Annotated in this window: 23 protein-coding genes; 13 read left to right on the forward strand and 10 right to left on the reverse strand. The window is 63.6% G+C overall.

All coding sequences use genetic code 11. The features are described 5' to 3' along the window. Position 1 precedes the first annotated feature (1 nt). Together E4P29_RS01845 and E4P29_RS01850 are read left to right on the forward strand one after the other, a co-directional pair. Positions 2 to 889 carry a universal stress protein gene (locus E4P29_RS01845; protein ID WP_135041401.1) on the forward strand — a complete coding sequence of 296 codons (888 nt, stop codon included), beginning with the start codon at positions 2 to 4 and terminating at the stop codon, positions 887 to 889. Continuing rightward, complete coding sequence (locus E4P29_RS01850) at positions 882 to 2,399, forward strand: APC family permease (RefSeq protein WP_135041402.1); 1,518 nt, start codon at positions 882 to 884, stop codon at positions 2,397 to 2,399. The genes E4P29_RS01845 and E4P29_RS01850 overlap by 8 nt, the downstream gene beginning before the upstream one ends. A gap of 61 nt (positions 2,400 to 2,460) precedes the next feature. Here E4P29_RS01850 and E4P29_RS01855 read toward each other — a convergent pair whose 3' ends face one another. From E4P29_RS01855 to E4P29_RS01865, 3 genes are all read right to left on the reverse strand, one after another. After that, complete coding sequence (locus E4P29_RS01855) at positions 2,461 to 2,889, reverse strand: hypothetical protein (RefSeq protein WP_135041404.1); 429 nt, start codon at positions 2,887 to 2,889, stop codon at positions 2,461 to 2,463. Between the two features lie 223 nt (positions 2,890 to 3,112). Next, positions 3,113 to 3,634, reverse strand: a complete 522-nt coding sequence (locus tag E4P29_RS01860; RefSeq protein WP_135041406.1) for a hypothetical protein — start codon at positions 3,632 to 3,634, stop codon at positions 3,113 to 3,115. Beyond that, positions 3,631 to 3,843, reverse strand: coding sequence for a helix-turn-helix transcriptional regulator (locus E4P29_RS01865; protein ID WP_135041408.1), 213 nt, complete (start codon positions 3,841 to 3,843; stop codon positions 3,631 to 3,633). Before E4P29_RS01865 ends, E4P29_RS01860 begins: the two co-directional genes overlap by 4 nt. A 181-nt stretch (positions 3,844 to 4,024) precedes the next feature. Between E4P29_RS01865 and urtA the strand changes: the two genes are divergently transcribed. The 6 genes from urtA (at position 4,025) to E4P29_RS01895 (ending at position 9,539) form a co-directional block, all read left to right on the forward strand. Further along, a complete protein-coding gene (urtA, locus tag E4P29_RS01870; RefSeq protein ID WP_032369802.1) occupies positions 4,025 to 5,302 on the forward strand; it encodes an urea ABC transporter substrate-binding protein in 1,278 nt (425 codons plus the stop codon). Positions 5,303 to 5,374: 72 nt separating this feature from the next. After that, positions 5,375 to 6,259: an urea ABC transporter permease subunit UrtB gene (urtB, locus tag E4P29_RS01875; RefSeq protein WP_135041410.1), complete on the forward strand. Its 885-nt coding sequence runs from the start codon at positions 5,375 to 5,377 to the stop codon at positions 6,257 to 6,259. Then, the gene (gene urtC / locus E4P29_RS01880) at positions 6,256 to 7,347 is read left to right on the forward strand and encodes an urea ABC transporter permease subunit UrtC (RefSeq protein WP_027498415.1); all 1,092 of its coding nucleotides are present in this window, start codon (positions 6,256 to 6,258) and stop codon (positions 7,345 to 7,347) included. The genes urtB and urtC overlap by 4 nt, the downstream gene beginning before the upstream one ends. After that, on the forward strand, positions 7,344 to 8,174 hold the full coding sequence (gene urtD / locus E4P29_RS01885) for an urea ABC transporter ATP-binding protein UrtD (RefSeq protein WP_135041412.1): 831 nt from the start codon (positions 7,344 to 7,346) through the stop codon (positions 8,172 to 8,174). Before urtC ends, urtD begins: the two co-directional genes overlap by 4 nt. Next, positions 8,167 to 8,859, forward strand: coding sequence for an urea ABC transporter ATP-binding subunit UrtE (gene urtE, locus E4P29_RS01890; RefSeq protein WP_135041414.1), 693 nt, complete (start codon positions 8,167 to 8,169; stop codon positions 8,857 to 8,859). The genes urtD and urtE overlap by 8 nt, the downstream gene beginning before the upstream one ends. A gap of 11 nt (positions 8,860 to 8,870) precedes the next feature. Further along, on the forward strand, positions 8,871 to 9,539 hold the full coding sequence (locus E4P29_RS01895) for a GntR family transcriptional regulator (RefSeq protein ID WP_135041416.1): 669 nt from the start codon (positions 8,871 to 8,873) through the stop codon (positions 9,537 to 9,539). Positions 9,540 to 9,623: 84 nt separating this feature from the next. Here the strand turns inward: E4P29_RS01895 and E4P29_RS01900 are convergent, their stop codons facing one another. After that, a complete protein-coding gene (locus tag E4P29_RS01900) occupies positions 9,624 to 10,514 on the reverse strand; it encodes an iron-siderophore ABC transporter substrate-binding protein (protein ID WP_209205289.1) in 891 nt (296 codons plus the stop codon). 145 nt (positions 10,515 to 10,659) lie between these two features. On the opposite strand from E4P29_RS01900, the gene E4P29_RS01905 reads away from it, so the two are divergent. The 3 genes from E4P29_RS01905 (at position 10,660) to E4P29_RS01915 (ending at position 13,148) form a co-directional block, all read left to right on the forward strand. Further along, on the forward strand, positions 10,660 to 11,220 hold the full coding sequence (locus tag E4P29_RS01905; RefSeq protein ID WP_135041419.1) for a carboxymuconolactone decarboxylase family protein: 561 nt from the start codon (positions 10,660 to 10,662) through the stop codon (positions 11,218 to 11,220). After that, the gene (locus E4P29_RS01910) at positions 11,217 to 11,981 is read left to right on the forward strand and encodes a methyltransferase domain-containing protein (RefSeq protein ID WP_135041421.1); all 765 of its coding nucleotides are present in this window, start codon (positions 11,217 to 11,219) and stop codon (positions 11,979 to 11,981) included. Before E4P29_RS01905 ends, E4P29_RS01910 begins: the two co-directional genes overlap by 4 nt. Before the next feature lie 117 nt (positions 11,982 to 12,098). Beyond that, positions 12,099 to 13,148 carry a M48 family metallopeptidase gene (locus tag E4P29_RS01915; RefSeq protein WP_135041422.1) on the forward strand — a complete coding sequence of 350 codons (1,050 nt, stop codon included), beginning with the start codon at positions 12,099 to 12,101 and terminating at the stop codon, positions 13,146 to 13,148. Between the two features lie 69 nt (positions 13,149 to 13,217). Here the strand turns inward: E4P29_RS01915 and lpdA are convergent, their stop codons facing one another. After that, the gene (lpdA, locus tag E4P29_RS01920) at positions 13,218 to 14,633 is read right to left on the reverse strand and encodes a dihydrolipoyl dehydrogenase (protein ID WP_032365160.1); all 1,416 of its coding nucleotides are present in this window, start codon (positions 14,631 to 14,633) and stop codon (positions 13,218 to 13,220) included. A gap of 114 nt (positions 14,634 to 14,747) precedes the next feature. Here lpdA and E4P29_RS01925 point away from each other — a divergent pair, with 114 nt between their 5' ends. Then, positions 14,748 to 16,781: a prolyl oligopeptidase family serine peptidase gene (locus E4P29_RS01925; RefSeq protein ID WP_135041424.1), complete on the forward strand. Its 2,034-nt coding sequence runs from the start codon at positions 14,748 to 14,750 to the stop codon at positions 16,779 to 16,781. A 2-nt stretch (positions 16,782 to 16,783) separates the two neighbouring features. On the opposite strand, the gene E4P29_RS26220 is transcribed toward E4P29_RS01925, so the two are convergent. The 4 genes from E4P29_RS26220 to ppk2 form a co-directional block, all read right to left on the reverse strand. Next, positions 16,784 to 17,401, reverse strand: a complete 618-nt coding sequence (locus tag E4P29_RS26220; protein ID WP_245154108.1) for an alpha/beta hydrolase family protein — start codon at positions 17,399 to 17,401, stop codon at positions 16,784 to 16,786. A gap of 12 nt (positions 17,402 to 17,413) precedes the next feature. Then, positions 17,414 to 17,803: an esterase family protein gene (locus E4P29_RS26225; protein ID WP_245154109.1), complete on the reverse strand. Its 390-nt coding sequence runs from the start codon at positions 17,801 to 17,803 to the stop codon at positions 17,414 to 17,416. Positions 17,804 to 17,930: 127 nt separating this feature from the next. Further along, entirely contained in the window at positions 17,931 to 18,764 is an 834-nt protein-coding gene (locus E4P29_RS01935) for an alpha/beta fold hydrolase (RefSeq protein ID WP_135041426.1), read from the reverse strand. A gap of 1,087 nt (positions 18,765 to 19,851) precedes the next feature. Next, entirely contained in the window at positions 19,852 to 20,796 is a 945-nt protein-coding gene (gene ppk2, locus E4P29_RS01940; RefSeq protein ID WP_135041428.1) for a polyphosphate kinase 2, read from the reverse strand. 281 nt (positions 20,797 to 21,077) lie between these two features. Between ppk2 and E4P29_RS01945 the strand changes: the two genes are divergently transcribed. Further along, positions 21,078 to 21,284 (forward strand): PspC domain-containing protein, encoded by a 207-nt coding sequence (locus E4P29_RS01945; RefSeq protein ID WP_135041432.1) that lies wholly within the window; start codon positions 21,078 to 21,080, stop codon positions 21,282 to 21,284. 79 nt (positions 21,285 to 21,363) lie between these two features. Here the strand turns inward: E4P29_RS01945 and E4P29_RS25825 are convergent, their stop codons facing one another. Beyond that, positions 21,364 to 21,519, reverse strand: coding sequence for a hypothetical protein (locus tag E4P29_RS25825; protein ID WP_155288427.1), 156 nt, complete (start codon positions 21,517 to 21,519; stop codon positions 21,364 to 21,366). Positions 21,520 to 21,573 lie beyond the last annotated feature (54 nt).

Here is a 21,573-nt window from a genome sequence, read left to right on the forward strand (position 1 = left end):
CATGCGTTTGATCGTGGGGTACCAGGCGACACCGAGCGGGGCGGATGGGATCGCTCTGGGCGTGACGCTCGCACGCTCGTTGCAGGCTTCGTTGGACATCTGTCTCGTGCTCCCCCAGGAGCGTCCTGTTCCGTCCAGGGCTCCGGTGGAGGCCTCCTACGACGACATCCTGATCGACCAGGCCACCGACTGGCTGGTCGAAGCACGTGCGCTGGTACCGGACGACGTCGAGGCACGAACGCACCTGTTGTTCGACGAGTCGTTCGCGCAAGGTCTGCTCGACATGGCCGGCGACACCGAGTTCCGTAGCGCCGGAACCGACACCGACGCGTCCATGATCGTCGTCGGCGCTGCCGGTGACGGCCTGCTAGGACGCCACTCCATCGGCACCGTCACCAGCGATCTGCTCCACGTGGCACACGTGCCCGTGGCCCTGGCACCCCGTGGATATCGCCACTCTCCCCCGCCCCGCGTCCGCGAGATCACCTGCGCCGTCGGAAATCGTCCGGGCGCAGCCGAACTCGTCGCGGCGGCAACCGAACTGTCCACCAGAGGTCAGCTTCCCCTACGCCTGCTGGCCCTCGTGGCCTCGAGTACGGAATCCGCCCGACGCCCCCAGTCCACCGATGTCTCCAAGGCGCAGCAGATCTTGCAGACGGTGCAGGCCGGAGTTCCTGCAGGCGTGGAGGTCACGTCTCTGATCGCCGAGGGCTCGGGCATCGAGAAGGCCGCTGCGTCGCTGGACTGGCACGACGGTGACGTGCTCATGGTCGGGTCGTCCAGGCTCGCGCGTCCGCACCGACTCTTCCTGGGATCGGTTGCCGCCAAAATGCTTCGGGTGGTTCCCGTTCCGATGATCGTCGTTCCGAAAGAGGCCGGCAATGAGTGAGAAGTCGATCGTGGACGTCGAGTCCAAAGGCCTCTCGGCCGGTCAGCTGGGTTTGCTCGCCAGCGTCGTGTTGGGTATCTCGACCATCGCACCCGCCTATGCGTTGACCGCCTCGCTCGGACCGACGGTCACCGAGGTGGGCGTGCACCTGCCGGCAATCTTCATCGTCGGATTCATCCCGATGTTGTTGGTGGCGTTGGGTTATCGTGAACTCAATGCCGCCGAACCGGACAGCGGCACGTCGTTCACGTGGGCGTCGAAAGCGTTCGGTCCGTACGTCGGGTGGATGGGCGGGTGGGGCCTCATCGCGGCGACCATCATCGTGCTCTCCAACCTGGCCGGAGTGGCCGTCGACTTCTTCTATCTGTTTCTCGCTCAACTCACCGGTAACGACTCGTTGGCCGACCTCACCGGCAACAAGCTCGTCAACATCGTCACGTGTCTGATCTTCATGGCTTTGGCTGCCTGGCTCTGCTATCGCGGCATGCAGGAAACCAAGCGCGTCCAGTACACGATGCTCGGGTTTCAGTTGCTGGTGATGGCATGGTTCATCGTCGCTGCGTTCGTCAAGGTCGGCTCAGGCGAGGGTGCCCAGGACATCTCGTTCAGCCTCGACTGGTTCGACCCGTTCGGGATTCCCAGCTTCTCGGCCTTCACCGCGGGGCTGTCGCTGTCGATCTTCATGTACTGGGGTTGGGACGTCTGCCTGACGGTCAACGAAGAAACTGCAGGCAGCGCCAAAATACCCGGCCGAGCAGCGCTGGTGACGGTGTTCTTCATCATCGTGCTGTATTTGCTCACCGCCGTGGCCACCCTGCTCTTCGCCGGCACCGGCGATACCGGCAACGGCCTGCAGAACCCGGACACCACCGACAACGTGTTCGCCGCGCTCGCGACGCCGGTCATGGGTCCATTCGCGATTCTGCTGTCTCTCGCCGTGTTGGGTAGCTCCGCGAGTTCCCTGCAGGCCACGTTCATCTCGCCGGCGCGCACATTACTGGCGATGGGCCACTACCAGGCCCTGCCGAAGCGATTTGCCTCCATCACACCCCGATTCAGCACTCCCGGGTTCGCCACACTGGTGGCCGCCGGAACATCCGCTGGTTTCTACGCCGTCATGCGGGTGGTCAGCGACAACGTCCTCACCGACACCATCGCCGCACTCGGACTGATGATCTGCTTCTACTACGGGATAACCGCCTTCGCCTGCGTCTGGTACTTCCGAGACGAGCTGTTCACCAGTGCCCGCAACGTCTTCTTCAAATTCCTCGCACCGCTCCTCGGCGGAGTCGGCATGGTGGTGGTGTTCGTCCAAACCTCCGTGGACGCCTGGGACCCCGAATTCGGCAGCGGCTCATCCCTGTTCGGCATCGGGATGGTGTTCCTGATCGGAGTGGGAATCATCGTCCTCGGCATCGCCATCATGGCCGTAGTGGCGCTCCGGCAACCCGAGTTCTTCAAGGGTGCGATTCTGCACCGAGACACCCCGTCGCTCATCGTCGAGGACTGAACGCAAAGCGGCCCGTAGCTCGGTGAGCTACGGGCCGCATCGATGTCCTGCGAGCGAATTTCTACGAGCTGCGTCGAACTTCGAACTGCTCGCCGACGACAGCAGTCTGCGATTCGGTGACGCAATCCAGGCGTCCGTCCAGACGCAGTGAGACGTTGTACTCACCCGGCTTGAGCGCGAACGTGGTGATGGTGATGCTCGTCGCGTTGTCTTCCACGACGACGCGCGGGCTCAGCGACAGCATGCCGTTGTGCAGGACCTCGCATACCTGACCCGGAAAAACGTTGTCCACATCGACGGTGATGCTTCTGGGGCCGCCCAGAACCTCGATCGTGGGAGTGCTCGACCCAACGAGTCTGAGGTAGCTCTTTTCTCTGCGCACGGTCTCGACTTCCCTGTTTGCATGCTCCACCGGAAGGTGGACGCCCGACACGGTCTCGTTGGTACTTCGTGGCGCGACGGAGGACGGATTGGTATTACACGTCGTCATCGGCGTCCACCCGAGCCTCCCTTTACATCGAACGTGCATCCGTCCGCGTTACCGAAACCGCTGCCGAACAGCACCCCTACAGCCGCAACACCGGGAAATCGCGATGTCATCGGTCAGAACATACCCTCCGGCCTGCAAATCTGCGAAACGGAGACGGTCCAACCGAAGCCTTTACGCATCCTTGCACCCTGTAACAGATCGTGCGACATATTCGAGACCCAATTCATTCATCCGTATCGAAGGCCCGCTGCTCGGCCAGCTCCGCAGCATGCTCGGCCCGGCGCTGTCGGGACCGATGCATCTTCACACCCACCACTGCGACAGCCAGACCCACGGGCGCGCCGATTGCGGCTCCGACCGCGAGAGACCCCAAATCGCCGTCGCCGTAATGAGCAAGCAGACGGATCATTGCCCCGCCGCCGGTAAGGATCAGCAGCACGCCCGCACATGCGATTCGAGCGCGCCGGAGTTCCTGCGAGGTGTACATGTCGATCCCCCGAGCTCGGGCATACGCCAACATCACGCTCGCGACGGCAGTCAGAGCCACGAAGATGCCCAACGACACCCAGGCCCCGGTGACTCCCGCCGCGAAGGGAAGTACCGCGCCCGCGATCATCGCTATCCACATCAGTGATTGGTATCCGACGGCCGAGGCCTCGTTCCAGATGTCACGTTGTAGTTCGTCGGCGTAGAAGTCGTCGTCCAGGTCTCCCACGAAGCGGGCAGCTTTGGTGAATGCGCTCATGATCGTTTCCCTTCGTCGTCGCCGAACAGTGTTTCGACTGTCGTGTCGAGTGCGCGGGCCAATCGCAGTGCCAGGTACACGCTCGGTGCGTAGTCGCCGCCCTCGACGGAGACGATGCTCTGTCGGCTGACTCCGCAGATGGTGCCGAGTTCGGCCTGCGTGATGCGTGCCTGTTTGCGATGCGCGCGAACGTTGTTGGATCCGGGCATGACCAAAAGTCAACTCTGCTTGTCATACAATGTCAAGCAGTCTTGTCATTAGCTCGCCTTTACCTACTCGTAACGCGAGAAACAGACTCGTCACCGCAGAAAATACCAACGCAATAAGTTGCCTTTACTGTTCGCAATCGCGAATACATCTCCGTATACACACCTTCCGAAAGGGCCGTAGATGCCTGCTGTCTCGAAGCGCATGTCCGTCAAGCGCGTCATGGTCGTTCCCGCAGCACTGGCTGCGTTGAGCCTGGTTGCCACTGCCTGCGGTAGCAAGGCGAGCGACACCACCACCGCCGAGGGCGGCGGAGGCTCGTCCACCTCGTGTGTGGATACCTCCGGTGACACCATCAAGGTCGGCTCGCTCAACTCCCTGTCCGGCACGATGGCGATCAGCGAAGTGACAGTGCGTGATTCGATCGCACTGGCCGTCGAGCAGATCAATGCGGCGGGTGGCGTCAACGGAAAGCAGATCGAGGTCGTCGCGGAGGACGGCGCATCCGAGCCGACCGTGTTCGCCGAGAAGGCCGAGAAGCTGATCAGCAGCGACTGTGTCGCAGCAGTTTTCGGTGGCTGGACGTCGTCGTCGCGCAAGGCGATGCTGCCGGTGTTCGAGGACAACGACGCGCTCCTCTACTACCCCGTGCAGTACGAGGGCCTCGAGGCGTCGAAGAACATCTTCTACACCGGAGCCACCACCAACCAGCAGATCATCCCGGCCCTGGACTACCTGAAGGAGAAGGGCGTCAAGTCCCTCTACCTGGTGGGTAGCGACTACGTGTTCCCGCAGACCGCCAATCGCGAGATCAAGGCCTACGCGGCCGCCAACGGAATCGAGATCAAGGGCGAGGACTACACCCCGCTGGGCTCGACGGACTTCTCCACCATCGTCAACAAGGTGCGCTCCGCCGACGCCGACGCGGTGTTCAACACCCTCAACGGTGATTCCAACGTCGCATTCTTCCGCGAGTACACCAATGCCGGCCTCAAAGCTGCTGACATGCCGGTCATCTCGGTGTCCATCGCCGAGGAAGAGGTGGCGGGCATCGGAGCCGCGAACATCGCGGGCCAGCTGACTGCCTGGAACTACTACCAGACCGTCGACAGCCCGGAGAACACCAAGTTCGTCGCCGACTACAAGGCGAAGTACGGCGCCGACAAGCCCACCTCGGACCCCATGGAAGCCGCGTACACCTCGGTCTACCTGTGGAAGAACACGGTCGAGAAGGCAAATTCGTTCGCGGTGGCCGACATTCAGGCCGCAGCCGACGGTGTCAGCTTCGCCGCTCCCGAGGGCGAGGTCGTCATCGACGGCGACAACCACCACATCTCCAAGACCGCGCGCATCGGTGAGATCCGGCCCGACGGCTTGATCTACACGGTGTGGGAGTCCCCCGAGGCCATCGCTCCCGACCCGTTCCTCGAGACCTACGACTGGGCCTCCGACCTCAACTGACCACCACCCATGTGAGTGGAACTTCGTAGCCTGCTACGAAGTTCCACTCACATGCTCCGAAGGAGCTCCCCCATGGACGTCGTGATCGGACAGTTGTTCACCGGCCTGTCGATCGGATCCATTCTCTTGCTCGCCGCCCTCGGGCTCTCACTGACGTTCGGTCAGATGGGCGTCATCAACATGGCGCACGGCGAGTTCATCATGGCCGGGTCGTACACGGCCTACGTTGTGCAGCAGATCGTCTCGACCGGCGGCGCATCGCTGTTCATCTCGCTGATCGTCGGCTTCCTCGTCGGCGGCGCGATGGGTGTACTGCTCGAGGTGACGCTGATTCAGCGCATGTACCACCGCCCACTGGACACCCTGCTCGTCACGTTCGGAGTCGGGCTCATCCTGCAGCAGCTCGCTCGCGACATCTTCGGCGCTCCGGCGGTCAACGTCGTCTCCCCGGAATGGCTGAGCGGCGGCATCGACATCCTCGGTGCCGTGGTGCCCAAGACTCGAATCTTCATTCTCGTCCTCGCGGTCGTCGCCGTTGTCGCACTGTCGATCGCACTGAAGAAAACCGCTATGGGCCGACGCATCCGCGCGGTGGTGCAGAACCGCGATCTCGCGGAGACCTCGGGCATCTCGAGCCGCAGAACCGATATCTCGACGTTCTTTCTCGGCTCGGGCTTGGCCGGCGTCGCGGGCGTGGCACTGACCTTGATCGGCTCGACCAGTTCGACTGTGGGACAAAGCTATCTGATCGACGCCTTCCTGGTGGTCGTCGTGGGTGGACTCGGCCAGATCAAGGGCGCGGTGATCGCCGCCTTCGCCCTCGGGATTCTCAACTCGTTCATCGAATACAGCACCACGGCCTCGATCGCGAAGGTCATCGTGTTCGTCCTCATCGTGATCTTCCTGCAGGCCCGCCCGCAGGGCTTGTTCGCTGTCAAGACAAGGAGCCTGGTATGAGCGAGTTCATCGCCAAGCGCGGCGCTCTGCTGGGTTTCGCGCTCGCCGCAATCCTGTTGTTCGCTGTGGCTCCCGCCGTCCTCAGCGACTTCCGGTTGAATCTGCTGGGCAAGTTCATCTGCTACGCAATTGTGGCGGTCGGTATCGGATTGGCCTGGGGCCGAGGCGGAATGCTCACCCTCGGCCAGGGCGTCTTCTTCGGCATCGGTGCCTACATCATGGCCATGCACCTGAAGATCTCGGACGCAGATCTTCGCGGCGACGCGGTACCGGACTTCATGTCGATCGCCGGTATCCGTGAATTACCCTCGTACTGGCTGCCGTTCACCTCACCCATTACGACGATCCTGGGCATCCTGTTCGTGCCGGCACTGGTGGCCTTGGTACTCGGCCTCGGCGTGTTCAAGCGTCGAGTCAAGGGCGCGTACTTCGCGATCCTCAGTCAGGCCCTGGCCGCTGCCTTCGCGATCCTGCTCATCGGGCAGCAGACCACCGGTGGATCCAACGGGCTCAACAGGTTCCGCACGTTCTTCGGGTTCAACCTCAACGACCCCGCCAACAAGCAGATGTTGTTCTTCATCGCTGCGGGCGTACTGCTCGTGGTCGTCGCCATCACCCGCCAGCTGATGTACTCGCGTTACGGCGAACTGCTGGTGGCCGTCCGCGATCAGGAAGAGCGAGTGCGCTTCCTCGGCTACGACCCGGCGAACGTCAAGATCGTCGCGTACGTCGCCGCAGCGTTCTTCGCCGGTCTCGCCGGTGCACTGTTCGTACCGATCGTCGGCATCATCTCCCCCAACGACGTCGGCATCGTCCCGTCCATCGCGTTTCTCATCGGCGTCGCCATCGGCGGCCGCACCACCCTGCTCGGCCCGGTTCTCGGCGCGCTCGGAGTCGCGTGGGCGCAGACCACGCTGTCCGAGCAGTTCCCGTCCGGTTGGACGTATGCGCAGGGTCTGCTGTTCGTCGTGGTCGTCGGATTCTTCCCCGCCGGCATCGCCGGACTCTTCGCACTGCGCAAGCGAAAGAAAGAGCCCGAATCGGTCCCGGAGGCCAGCGCGGAACCAGAGAAAGAGCTCGCACGATGATCCATGTCGAAGGCCCGCAACCCACGTTCGGCGGCAACGCCGGCATGTCCAGTCAGTACCTCGAAGTCCGCGATCTGACGGTCAGTTTCGACGGCTTCAAGGCCAACACCAACGTCGATCTGACGCTGATGCAGGGCGATCTTCGCTTCCTCATCGGCCCGAACGGAGCCGGCAAGACCACGCTGATCGACGCCATCACCGGTCTCGTTCCGGCCACCGGCTCGGTCACCAAGTCCGGAGTGGAACTGCTGGGCAAGAAGGTGCATCAGATCGCCCGGCTCGGTATCGGTCGAACCTTTCAGACAGCCAGCATCTTCGAGAATCTGACGGTGCTGCAGAACCTGGACATCGCCGCTGGGTCCGGACGATCCGTGCTGACGATGTTGCGCCGTCGAGCATCGGTCCTGCCGCAGATCGAGGAGGCCCTCGAGACGATCGGTCTGACGGCCCAGAGAGACAAGGCCGCAGGAATTCTGGCGCACGGCCAGAAGCAGTGGCTCGAGATCGGCATGTTGTTGGTGCAGAACGCCGATGTACTCCTTCTCGACGAGCCGGTCGCCGGCATGAGCCACGAGGAACGTGAGGAGACGGGCCGGCTGCTGCAACGCATCGGCGGTGAACGGACCGTGGTGGTGGTGGAGCACGACATGGACTTCATGCGCATGTTCGCCACCTCGGTGACGGTGCTGGCTGCCGGACGCGTTCTGGCCGAGGGCACCGTGGCCGAGGTGCAGGCCGATCCCAAGGTTCAGCAGGTCTATCTCGGCACCGCCGCGGCGGGCGAGGAACTCGAGCACATCGCAGAAGAAGGAGCCGATCATGCTTGAACTGGTCGACGTCAGAACAGGTTACGGCCGCAGCGAGGTCGTTCACGGTGCGTCGCTGACGGTTCAGGCAGACGGTGTCGCGGCGGTGATGGGCCACAACGGCGCGGGCAAGACGACGCTGCTGCGCGCGGCGGTCGGGCTGTTGAAAGTGAACTCGGGCAAGGTCTTGTTCGACGGTGAGGACGTCAGTGCGTTGCGTCCCAGTGCCCGCGTCGCCCGTGGTCTGGCCTACGTGCCGCAGGGCCAGCAGTCGTTCGGCCAGTTGACGACAGCGGAGAATTTGCAGGTGGTGGCCGACGGGCGCAAGCGCGGCAAGGCACTGATCGACGAGGCACTCGACCTCTTTCCGGCGCTGAAGGAATTGCTGAATCGCAGAGCCGGCCTACTGTCCGGCGGCCAGCGCCAACAGCTCGCCATCGCGAGAGCCTTGATCACCGAACCACGAATGTTGATTCTCGACGAGCCGACCGAGGGTATTCAGCCGTCGGTGGTCGCCGAGATCGAACGCACCATTCTCGAGCTCACCCGCCGCGGCGGTCTCGGAGTGTTGTTGGTGGAGCAGCACATCGGCTTCGCATTGGAATCGGCGCAGAACTACTACATCCTCGAAGCCGGCCGCATCACGTCGACCGGCGTCGGCGGTGCCGAGTCCGAGGCCGACGTGCGCGCAGCCATGACGATCTGACGGGGCGCATCGTGCCGCGCAAGGACCTTCGCGAGAAGGTCTATTCGTCACTGCGCCGGGATCTGATCTCCGGTGCCATCGGCTCCATGGAACGCCTCGGCGAGGAGCGTCTCGCCGAGATGTACGGTGTCTCGCGCACTCCGGTGCGGGAGGCACTGGCGCGTTTGCAGGCCGACGGTCTGGTCGTGCGCGACGAGGCCGGTCTGCATCCCTATCGTCCCCGGCTCGGTGACCTACCGGATCTGTACGAGCTGCGGTCGACTCTCGAGTCCCGCGGTATCGCTCGCGCGACGCGGCAGTCGTTCGATCGGGTTGCGTTGTCGGCGTTGGCGACCACGTGGGCCGGGCTGCGCGCGCACCCGCCGGAGACCACCGACGACATGGTAGCCATGGACGAGCAGTTCCATGTCGCGTTGTCGGCCGCGTCGGGCAATGCGGCTCTGACCGAGGCCCTGTGCGCCGTCAACGCCAAGGTGCGCCCCGTGCGCATTCTCGGTGGTCTCGACGCCTCGGCCGTGGTCTCGGCAATCGATCAGCATCTCGCGATCGTCGAGCACCTGCTGGCCGGTCGACTGGACAAGGCGCTGGCAGCGCTTGTCGCACATATCGATTCGTCCCGAGATCGGGTAGTCGAACGCGCCCGTCAGGCCGCGGCGCTGGCGGGTGCCGTCCGACTCTGACGCGTCAGTCGGCATCCGACAGGAGTGGAGCCTGCGGAACGACCCGACTAGCCCGACAGGAGTGGAGCCTGCGGAACGACCCGACTAGCCAGCCGACAGGATTCGGTCGATGTCGTCGAGCACGGTCTGCCCGCCCTTCGGGCCCACTCCGGTGATCCAGTAGGACAGGTCCACCGCATGCGGATTGGGCAGTGTCGCAGCGTTGTCGGTGATCGACGACGGGATCGCGGCGGGGTCCGACGGGTTATCGGCGGTGACGACGATCAAGTCCGCGGCCGCCTGAGCCGCCAGCTCGGGCGAGAGGTCGACCGAGATCTCGTCGGCCCATTCCGGCCGCGGCGGCGTGGTGAATCCCGCGCATTCGAGCGTGCTTCCGGCGAACGACGACGGCCCGTACAGGGTCAGCTCACCACTGCGCGGCCTGATCAATTGCGCTGTTTTCCCGGCGGTGTCGTGCTTTTCGGCGATCTCGGCGCACCGGTCGTCGTATGCGGTGAGCAGTTCCTCGGCCTTCGCTTCCTTGCCGAGAACGCGCCCGACGAATCGGACACTGTCGCGCCACGGATCGGACTGGGAGGCGATGAACACCGTCGGCGCGATGGCGGAGAGTTGGTCGTAGTACTGCGCGTGCCGAGTCTCCGTCCCGAGAATCAGGTCGGGTTGCGCGGCCGCGATGTCCTCGATGGTCGGTTCGGCCACCGTGCCCACGGTCGCGATGTCGGCCGCTTCCGTACCGAGATAGGCCGGTACGCCAGCGGTTTCGCTGAGCACCGCCGTGCCGACGGGCACGATGCCGAGCGCGACCGTGGTGTCGAGTTCCACCGGTTCCAGGGTGACGACCCGCAGAGGATTATCGGGAACGTCGATCGAGCCTCGAACGGTCTCGACCGTTCGAGTCGCTTCGCCGGCGGAACCGTCGGCGGTATCGGCCGACGAGCATGCCGTCGCTCCTGCCGCCACCGCGAGCGCGGTGATGGCCAACGCTGTCAGACCGAGCTTGAACTGCACCACTTCGAGGGACCTCCGGGTAGAACAATGCGAGACACAAAAAAGGTTAGCCTACCCTCTAGATCGTCACCCCGCCGCGCCCCCGGACGGCGGAGCTACCAGTCGGTAGGATGTGATCGTGACCACTCCACGCATTCCGTCCGGTACCGCCCGCACTCTCGGCCCCGTCAACTGGGTCATCTGCAAGGTCATCGCCAAGGGCGCGGGCGTACCCAACCCCCACCTGTTCACCACTCTCGGTCGAACCGGCGGCCTGTACCGGGCGTGGCTGTTCTACAGCGGCCACCTGATGCCGGGCGGAAAGATCTCCCGCAAAGAATCGGAGATGGTGATTCTCCGGGTGGCGCACCTGCGCGAATCGGCATACGAGATGGACCACCACATCCGCCTGGGCCGTAGAGCCGGCATCGACCGAGACCTGCTGGGGCTGATCATGACCGGCCCGCACGCACCCGGGCTGTCGACTCGCTACCGCACCATCCTCGCTGCAGTCGACGAGCTGATCGAGACCAAGACGCTCACCGACGCCACGTGGTCCGAACTGTCGACCCAGTTCGACGAACGTCGCCTCATCGAATTCGTCTTGCTGGTCACCCAATACGACGGTTTGGCAACCACATTGGGCACCCTCCGCGTCGAACGCGACTACGGCGACCGGCCGCCACGACGATGAGTGAGACACCCGCGACTGCACTGAGCCGCGCTCTGGCGATGATCGAACCGGCGTCTGTGCGTGCGAGCGCCCGGATCGACGGCGGCTACGTCGAACTCATGGGCGACGCCAAAGCCCCCAATCCGACGATGGCCAGCCGAGCGATGAACAACCGCGGCGTCGCGGCGATCTACGAGAACATTTGGCGCCCGTTCGGAGTGTCGATGATGGGAATCGGCGGGCTACCCATGTCCGCCGAACGCGCCAAGGCCGTCGCCGACCTGCGATTGCGCGGGCCACAGCGAGTCCTGGACGTGGCCTGCGGCCCCGGTAACTTCACCAGGTTCCTGTCCGAGCAGCTGACCGAAGACGGTATTGCCGTCGGCTTCGACATCTCCGAGGCCATGATCGCTCGCGCAGTCCGCGACAATCGGGGGCCGCGCGCGGCATACGTACGCGGCGATGCCGCCGATCTCCCGTATGCCGACGCAACCTTCGACGCCGTATGCTGTTATGCCGCACTGTATCTCGTACCGCAACCGATGCGCATCGTCGACGAACTCGTTCGAGTGCTGCGGCCGGGTGGACGCATCGCCATCATGACCAGCTGCGAACTGGGCCCGGCACCGCTGCGTACCGTCGTCGGTCTGGGTTCTGCCGCTGTGGGGGTGCGCATGTTCCCGAAGGATCAGTTCACCGACATCTTCGCGCGAGCGGGCATGACCGACATCGAGCAGGACATCCGCGGTCTCGCCCAGTTCGTCAGCGCCACCAAGAATTAGCACTACCGACCCTGCTACTCCCCCGGCGATGCGAGACCTCACCGTGGCCGAGAAAGAAGCGATGGGGCTTTTTACTGATACTTTAGGAAACAGACCGATCAGACTGGGAGCCACAGAGTGACAGACGCACCGGACCGTACTCGTATCGAGTTTCCCGATATCTCTTCTCGCACTTGGGAACACCCATCGGATCGAGCAGCATTGGTCACTCTCCGTACCCTCAAGGGCTTCGACACGGTACTGCGAACGCTGTCCGGACTGCTGCGCGAGAGACAGCATCGCCTGATGTACTTGGCCACCGCGGTGCGCGTCGACGAACGCCAGTTCAAGGATCTGAACGATCTTCGAGCCGATTGTGTGCAGATTCTCGGCGCAGAGGAAACTCCGGAGCTGTTCGTGGTTCAGTCGCCGATGGTCAACGCGTTCACCATCGGAATGGATCGACCGTTCATCGTCCTGACCACCGGCATGCTCGACATCATGACCTACGAGGAACAGCGGTTCGTCGTCGGTCACGAACTGGGCCACGCGCTGTCCGGCCACGCGGTGTACCGCACCGTTCTCATGCATCTGATGCGCCTCGCCGGCACGGTCGGCTGGGTTCCGGTGGGCGGCTGGGCCTTGCGCGCGGTCATTGCGGGGCTGATGGAATGGCAGCGCAAATCCGAATTATCCGGCGACAGAGCAGGTTTGCTGTGCGGACAGGATGTGCACACCGCGATCAGCGTGCAGCTCAAGTTGGCGGGCGGCGCACGCATCAGCGAAATCGACGTCGACGCCTTCCTCGCTCAGGCCGCCGAGTACGAGGCCAGCGGAGATCTGCGCGACGGCGTGCTCAAGCTGCTCAATCTCGAACTTCTCTCGCACCCGTTCTCGGTGCTGCGTGCTGCGGAGCTGAAGAAGTGGGTCGACAGCGGCGAGTACGCGGCGGTCCTTCGCGGCGACTACCCGCGCAGGTCCACCGACCACGAGGCCAAGGTGTCGGAGGAGTTCCGTAACGCGGCCCGCACGTACAAGAACAACTTCGACACGTCGGAGGACCCGCTGATCAAGACGGTCCGCGACATCGGCAGCGGCTTCACCGGTGCCGTCGACGCCGTCGGCAACGGAATCGGTGACGTGGCGTCGGACATCAAGGGCAGATTCGACCACTGGCGAAAGTCCTAGCCCCTAGAACGAAGCGAACGGCGGCGACCACCGAAGTGGTCGCCGCCGTTCGTCGTTCCAGAGCAGAGATCAGAAGTTGATCATGTGGCCTGCGAGCCCGTGGATCGCTTCCTGCAGTGCCTCCGACAGCGTCGGGTGCGTGTGGACGTTGCGGGCCAGCTCGTTGACCGTCAGGTCCCACTTCTGGGCCAGGGTCAGCTCGGGCAGCAGCTCCGAGACGTCCGGTCCGATGAGGTGGCCACCGAGCAGCTCGCCGTGCTCGGTGTCGGCGATGAGCTTGACGAAGCCCGTCGCGTCGCCCAGGCCGTGTGCCTTGCCGTTGGCGGCGAACGGGAAGTTCGCGACCTTGATGTCGGATCCACGAGCCTGCGCTTCTTCGCGAGCCTGGTCCTCGGTGAGACCGAAGCTGGCGACCTGCGGCTGGCAGAACGTGGCGCGCGGCATCATGCGGTAGTCGTCGATCGGCAATGTCTCTGCGCCACCGATGGTTTCGGCAGCCACCACGGCCTGCGCCTCCGCCACGTGGGCGAGCTGGAGCTTGGCGGTGACGTCGCCGATGGCGTAGATGTGCGGGACGTTGGTCTGCATCGTGTTCGTGATGCCGATGGCACCGCGATCGGTGAGCTCGACACCGGTCTTCTCGAGACCGAAGCCCTCGACGCGAGGAGCGAAACCGACGGACTGCATCACCTTGTCGACGGTGAAGGTCTCGCTCTCACCGGACTTGTTGTGCTTGATCTCGACGGTGACCTTCGAGCCGTCGTCGTCGATGCTCTGCACACCTGCGCCGGTGATGACCTTGACGCCGAGCTTCTTGTACTGCTTCTCGATCTCCTTCGAGACGTCCTTGTCCTCGTTGGGGAGCGCGCGATCGAGGAACTCGACGATGGTGACGTCGACTCCGTAGTTCTTCAGGACGTACCCGAACTCCATACCGATGGCGCCTGCGCCGACGATGAGGATCGATCCCGGCAGATCCTTGGTCATGATCTGCTCTTCGTACGTGACGACGTTCTTGCTGAGTTCGGTTCCCGGGAGCAGCTTGGTGGTGCTGCCGGTCGCGATGATCGCGTTGTCGAACGTGATCGTCTCGGTGCCGCCCTTGGACAGTTCGACCTCGATGGTGTTGGCATCGGTGAACGTGCCCTGGCCGTCGTACTCGGGGATCTTGTTCTTCTTCATCAAGAAGTGGATGCCCTTGACGCGCCCGTCGGCAACCTTGCGGCTGCGGTCGAATGCTGCGCCGAAGTCGAAGGATGCTTCACCCGAGATACCGAACAGCTTGGCCTCTTTGGTGAAGAGGTGCGCCAGCTCGGCGTTACGGAGAAGCGCCTTCGAGGGGATGCAGCCCACGTTGAGGCACACACCGCCCCAGTACTTCTTCTCGATGATGGCAGTGCTGAGTCCGAGTTGTGCCGCGCGGATAGCAGCGACGTACCCACCGGGACCGGCTCCGAGGACAACGACGTCATAGTGTGAGGTCACGAGTCCCCAGCGTAGTCGTGCCCTCCGACACTGTCTCGACCTGGTCTTCGTTACCAGCCGGTAGCCTCGCACGCGTCCTGCACCCGACCGCACGTGTGCTGCTAGAACTGTGCCATGGCTTTCTCGGACGACCCGTACCTCTGGCTCGAAGACGTCACCGGCGACGACGCACTCGCGTGGGTACGCGAGAAGAACGAGGTGACGATCGAGGCGCTGGCAGGCGAGCGTTTCGACGCCACCGTGGCGGGTGTACGCGAGATTCTCGACACCGATGCGCGGATCCCGTACGCACGCAGGCGCGGGCAGTTCCTCTACAACTTCTGGCGCGACGCCGAGCACATCCGCGGAGTCTGGCGACGCACCACGATGGACGAGTACCGCAAGGACGAACCCGAGTGGGACGTCCTGCTCGATCTCGATGCCCTGGCCGCCGACGAGGACGAGAACTGGGTGTGGGGCGGCGCTCAGGTACTGCGCCCCGACCAGCTGCGCGCGCTGGTGACGCTGTCCCGCGGCGGTGCCGACGCGACGGTGGTACGCGAATTCGATCTCGACTCCCGCACGTTCCGCGCTGCGGAGGACGGCGGTTTCACGCTGCCCGAGGCCAAGACCGACATCGGCTGGATCGACGCCGACACCGTCTTCGTCGGCACCGATTTCGGACCGGGGTCCCTGACCGAATCCGGCTATCCGCGGATCACCAAGAGATGGCACCGAGGCACCCCGCTCGCCGACGCGGAGACCGTCTACGAGGGCGAATCCCAGGACATCTCGGTCTCCGCGTGGCACGACCGCACGCCCGGATTCGAGCGCGACTTCGTGCAGCGGTCCACCGACTTCTACAACTCCGAGACCTACGTGCTCGGCGGTACGGCGGTGACCCGCATTCCGACGCCGACGGACGCATCGACCTCGGTCCACGAGAACTGGCTGCTGGTTCGGACGATGACCGAGTGGACCTACGACGGTGTCACCCATCCGGCGGGCGCCCTACTCGCTGCCGACTTCGACGAATTCATGAGCGGCACAGCATCTCTCGCGGTTCTGTTCACTCCGGACGAGCACACGTCCCTGCATCAGTACGCGTGGACCGAGAATCATCTGCTGCTGGTGACGCTGCAGGATGTCCGTACTCGTCTGCATGTGCTCACACCCGGTGCGCACGGTTGGGACACGACCACCGTCGACGGGCTGTCGGAGCTGGCGTCGACCGAGATCATCGGTACGGACGCCGAGGAGAACGGGGACGAGTTCTTCCTCACCTCCTCGGGTTACCTCACCCCGGCGACGCTGCTGGTCGGTACGGTCGGCGGCGCGCTCGAGGTACTGAAGCAGGCTCCCGCATTCTTCGATGCGGACGGTATGGCAGTGCAGCAGTTCTTCGCGCAGTCGGACGACGGCACCGCGATCCCCTACTTCGTGGTGCGACGCGGCGACGCGGGCCCCGGCCCGACACTGCTGTACGGCTACGGCGGCTTCGAGATCTCGATGACGCCCGGCTACAGCGGAGCCATGGGGCGAACCTGGCTCGAGCGCGGCGGCACCTACGTCGTCGCCAACATCCGCGGCGGCGGCGAGTACGGACCGTCCTGGCACACCCAGGTGTTGCGGGCGGGCCGGCATCTCGTCCACGAGGACTTCGCCGCGGTCGCCCGCGATCTGGTGGCCCGAGGGATCACTACCGCCGATCGGTTGGCCGCCCAGGGCGGCAGCAACGGTGGCCTGTTGATGGGCATCATGGAAACGAAGTACCCGGAACTGTTCGGGGCGTTGGTATGTCAGGTCCCGCTACTGGACATGAAGAGGTACCACCTGTTGCTCGCGGGAGCATCCTGGGTGGCCGAGTACGGCAACCCGGACGACCCGGACGAGTGGGAGTTCATCTCGCAGTACTCCCCGTATCAAAACGTCGTGGCCGCGTCCGAGCGAAAGTACCCACCGATACTCATCGCCACGTCCACCCGAGACGATCGAGTCCATCCCGGACACGCGCGCAAGATGGCTGCGCGCCTGGCCGAGCTCGGCCAGGACGTGAGCTACTACGAGAACATCGAGGGCGGCCACGGCGGCGCGTCGGACAATGCGCAGCTGGCCTTCAAGACCGCGTTGACGTACGAGTTCCTGTGGCGGCACCTCGAGAGCCGGTGACGTCAGTCGGCCAGAGCCTGCTCGAACATCGGCCACGAATTGTGGAGATCGTCCTGCCAGTATCCCCACGAGTGCGTCCCACGCTCCCGTAGCTCGAAATGGGCTGGAATATCGAGCTTTTCGAGGGCGCTCTTCAGGCGATGGGTGCAGTCGCCGGTGGCGACCTCGATGGCACCGCCCACCACCATCTGATTCAGCAGCACGAAACCGGGGCCGTTGGGATTGGTTCCGTCGAACGTGTCCGATGCCCCCGCCAGGCCACTGCCGTTGGAGATGTACAGCGCCGTGCCACGCAGCTTGTCGGCGTTGACGACGGCGTCGTTGCGCACCCAGTCGGGGTCGTCGTCCGCGCCCCACATGTTCTTCACGTCGGCTCCGAGCGCCATCGATACGACGGTCTTGACGTACGCCCGGCCCAACGGATCGGTGGTCGAGGCGCATCCGCTGTACGAGCCGACCGCCCGGAAGAGACCGGGATTGTGCGCCGCCAGATTGAGCACCGACGTCGCAGCCATCGAGATGCCGGCAATGGCGTTGCGGCCGTTGGTTTTCAGCAGCTGGTCGACGAGCGGAGGCAGTTCGCGGGTCAGGAAGGTCTCCCACTTGTTGCGGCCGAGCACGCGATCGCCGTGCTACCAGTCCGTGTAGTAGGAGTAGGCGCCGCCGACGGGAGTGACCACATTGACGTTCTTGTCCGCGAAGAACGACACGACATCGGTCTGGGTGTACCAGTCCATACCGTCCACCCCTCCACCCGCGCCGTTCAGCAGGTACACGGTGGGGCTCGGCGTCACCCGGTCCGGAGAACGAAGAATCTTCAGCGGGATGGTTCGATCCATCGCGGCCGAATGCACGAACGCCGTCATCGCGACGGCGTCGGTTTCCTCCGTACGCACCACGTACGACGCGTCGTCCGCGACGGGCGCAGCGAGGGCTGTGCCCTGCGAGACCGACGCGGTGATACACGCGGCCACGAGCACACCCGTGCCGATCCGACGAGCTGTAGCCCCCAGGCCGTTCATACACGTGCTCGCTATCCTCGGCCGAACAAAAGTTGAGACAATAGCGTTCTACACCAGAACGGGCTTCGAGTTGGAACTTATCGCATGAATTAATCCAAACGACCGTATCGGTCGGCACGGGGTTGTGTCAGCGGTGCATCCACCGCGCGACGAGGTCGGCCACCGCCGTGGGATTGCGGATCCACCCGTTGTGGCCCAACGGCTCGTCGATGTGTTCGGTGGTGATGTCGGCGTTGGCGAGCTTGGCCGTCAGATTCTCCATCGAACCCTTGGGTGCCAGATCGTCGCCCTCGATGGTCACCGCCAAGACCGGAAGGGTCAGACGGCCCATCCGTTCCTCGTAGTCGATGTCGGCACCGGACGGCTCGATCGAGCCCGTTCGGGCGAACCGCGACCAGTCGTCGATCAACACCCTCGACTGACGGCCGAATCCTCCGACCCCGATGCGGTCTCCCGGCCAGAATCCGGCAATATTGCTGGTGATCGCCATCGCTGCAGCGCCGACGTAGAGCGGCACTCCACGAGTTCTGCCGAAACCGCGGTGATACGGCGACCCGGATGCCACCAGGATCAAGCCGCCGAGCCTGCCGCGAATACGGGCGGCATACATCGAGCCCAGTTGTCCGCCCATACTGTGGCCCAGCAGATACGGGGTTGCGGCGGGGAACTGCTCGCGTACCACCTCGAAGATCGCCGGAAAGTCGACCGAAACCAGTTCCTGATATCCGTACCTGCTCGACGAACTCGGCTTCGGCTTACTGTCCCCTTGGCCCCGAAGATCGCCGATCGCAGCATGGAATCCGCGGGCGACGAGCGCTTCGGCGAACAGCCGGTAGTAGCCGCCGGGGATGCCGAGACCCGGGAGAACGACGATGACGGGCGCGTCGTCTCGGCCCTCACCCGGAAACAGCGTCACCGGCACCGTCGAACCGTCGGGCATCTGAATCGGAACCGTCTGCATCGGCCCACCCTATGACGGGTGCGGCAGCACCTTCCCCAGGGCTCTGGCTCACAGGATGATCGGGTAAAAGCTGCCGGTCGACAAGCCGATCCAGAAAAGCTTGCTGTTGATGAACCCGACTATGGCTTCGAGCATGGTGCCCCCTCTTCTACCGTCGATACCGAGCGCATCGACGATGAGGTTCAGGTCTACCCGGTCGGCAGCGAATCATCGACCGTTGGAAGATATTTCGGTCGAACGAATGACACTTCGAAACCAAGAAAGCCGGGCCCGACGGTATGTCGGGCCCGGCTTCGGGGTCGCGCTTCAGCTGGGAAGCGTGCCGGGGATGTTGACGACCGAACCTGTTCCTTCGGAGCTGCCGACAGCGAGCAACTGCAGCAACAGCGAGAGAAATTCCATCAAAACTCCTTCGAGAGAGGGGGATTCGCCGCCGACGCGGCGTCGCGAGCCTTACTGTTCATCGATCCGGCTCCGGTCGGCCGTCCAGGCCGAGGCCTACGGCGCGGAGCCAGGGATGTCAGTCGGAGGAAGAACTGATACCCGAGAAGAGCTGGATGAAGATTGCCAAGAGGTCACCGAGTTCAGCGGACATGCGACAGGCTCCTTGTTGTTCGAGGGATGTGCAGATCGAACGTGACGGTCGTCACTCGATTACCTCTGCATGAAGATTTCTACCCGAACGGATAACGTTTCGCACACGCATTGACGTCGAAAAGTCAGAAATATTGGTGAGCTGTCACAAAACGGTCACGGAACCGAAAAGTCGCGGCCGCCCCCGACAGCGACCGCGACTCGTATACCGACGAATCAGGCGGCACTACCCGACGTCAGCACGCCGACGATCTGCTCGACGATCGCGTCGACGATGCCGTCGTAGACTCCGGTGGCAATGTCGGTGATGAACTGTGCAGCTGAACCCATGAGAACTCCTGATGCTCGTCTCTTCGTACAGCCGTAGGTGATACGGCCTACCACTTTCCTACCGCAACCACCGGCGCGGTGCACAACGCGGCACGAACTCTCGGCTCGGATACTGCAGGGACGCAAGAGCTTCGCCGAGCAGATCCCGGTTCATGGCCGGGAACTATTCTCCGAGGACGTCTTTCGCGCGACCCACGAGCAGCGGGTCTGTTTCACCCACGATTTCGGCGTCCTTGTTGGCGTAGTCGAACTTGTTGAGCACGAACCGCATCGCGTTGATCCGCGCGCGCTTCTTGTCGTTGCTCTTGACCACGGTCCACGGTGCCACGTCGGTATCGGTGGCGCGAAAGTTCTCCTCCTTCGCAGCGGTGTACGCATCCCACTTGTCCAGTGATGCAAGATCCATCGGCGAGAGTTTCCACTGCCGTACCGGGTCCACCTGGCGGATCGCAAAGCGCGTGCGCTGCTCGTGCTGCGACACCGAGAACCAGAACTTGGTCAAGCTGATGCCCTCGTCCACCAGCATCTGCTCGAACAGCGGTGCCTGCCGGACGAATTGAGCATGCTGCTCCTCGGTGCAGAATCCCATGACCCGTTCGACACCGGCACGGTTGTACCAGGACCTGTCGAACATCACGATCTCCCCGGCCGCAGGCAGATGGCCGATGTACCGCTGGAAATACCACTCCGTCGATTCCCGCACCGACGGTTTCTCCAACGCGACGACGCGTGCGCCGCGGGGGTTGAGGTGCTCCATGAACCGCTTGATCGTGCCGCCCTTACCGGCGGCGTCGCGTCCCTCGAAGATGATGACGTGGCGTCGTCCGGTGTCCTTGGACCACATCTGCAGCTTGAGCAGTTCGATTTGCAGTAAACGCTTCTCGAGTTCGTACTCGGCGCGGGTCATGCGCTCGTCGTAGGGGTAGTTCTCGCGCCAGGTGTCGACGACGTGACCACCCGGAACCGTCAGCAGCACCGGGTCGTCGTCATCGGAGTCGTCGACGACGAACCTCGAAGTATCGGCAAGATCCACGGCGGTCGTGATGTCCTGCACGTCGCTGAGATTCTTTCGTGGAGTCACGCCGTTGCGGAGATCGAAGTCGGTCATGCGCCGAAAGTTAGTGCTCATCGGTGACCGGCCCATGGCGATTCGGTGAACACCCGGCGCATCCGGACGCATCGGACACGCTTCCGGTCCGCAAGGGGGACGGACCGGAAGCGCCCGACACATCCGACCGTAATCCTCGCGCCGACAACAGGTCGAGCGACTGCGTCGTAACAGTCACCGAACTTGTTCGATGCCCCGTTCCTCGAACGTTCGATTCTCCGGGTCGATATGGGTGAAAGCCCCGATGTGCGCACAGGCATCGACGACGCAGACTTCTCACCATGACATTCGAGAGCAGTTCACCCAGAGAATTCACCCTGTCCAACTCGCAGAAGATGATCGGAGGCGTCTGCGGCGGTATTGCCGACTACTTCGGCTGGGACGTCAACCTCGTTCGCGTCGCCACCGTCGCCGGTGCAGTTCTGAGCGGTGGCACGGTCGTGCTGATCTATCTGGCGGCACTGATGCTGATGCCGCGCCGCCCGTGAACACCCACGACCGCAGAAAGGCCCCGCATCCTCGGGGTAGAGGAGCGGGGCCTTGTCGTCGGAAGTGTCGACTCGAGGTCTAGCTGGAGCCGAAGCTACCGGTGCTTCCGCCGAGCAGTCCGTCCAGAAGTTCACCGAGACCATCGGTGAGGCCACCGGTGATGGGTCCGGTGATGCCGCCGTCTTCGCCGCCGCCGAGGATGGGCAGGAGTCCGGTCAGGAGATCGAGGAGCATGGTTGAGCCTTTCGAAAGACACGTCGTGGCCCGAGTCGGAGTGTGACCAGGCCA

The organism is Rhodococcus sp. 1R11, assembly GCF_004563845.1.
GTDB lineage: Bacteria > Actinomycetota > Actinomycetes > Mycobacteriales > Mycobacteriaceae > Rhodococcoides.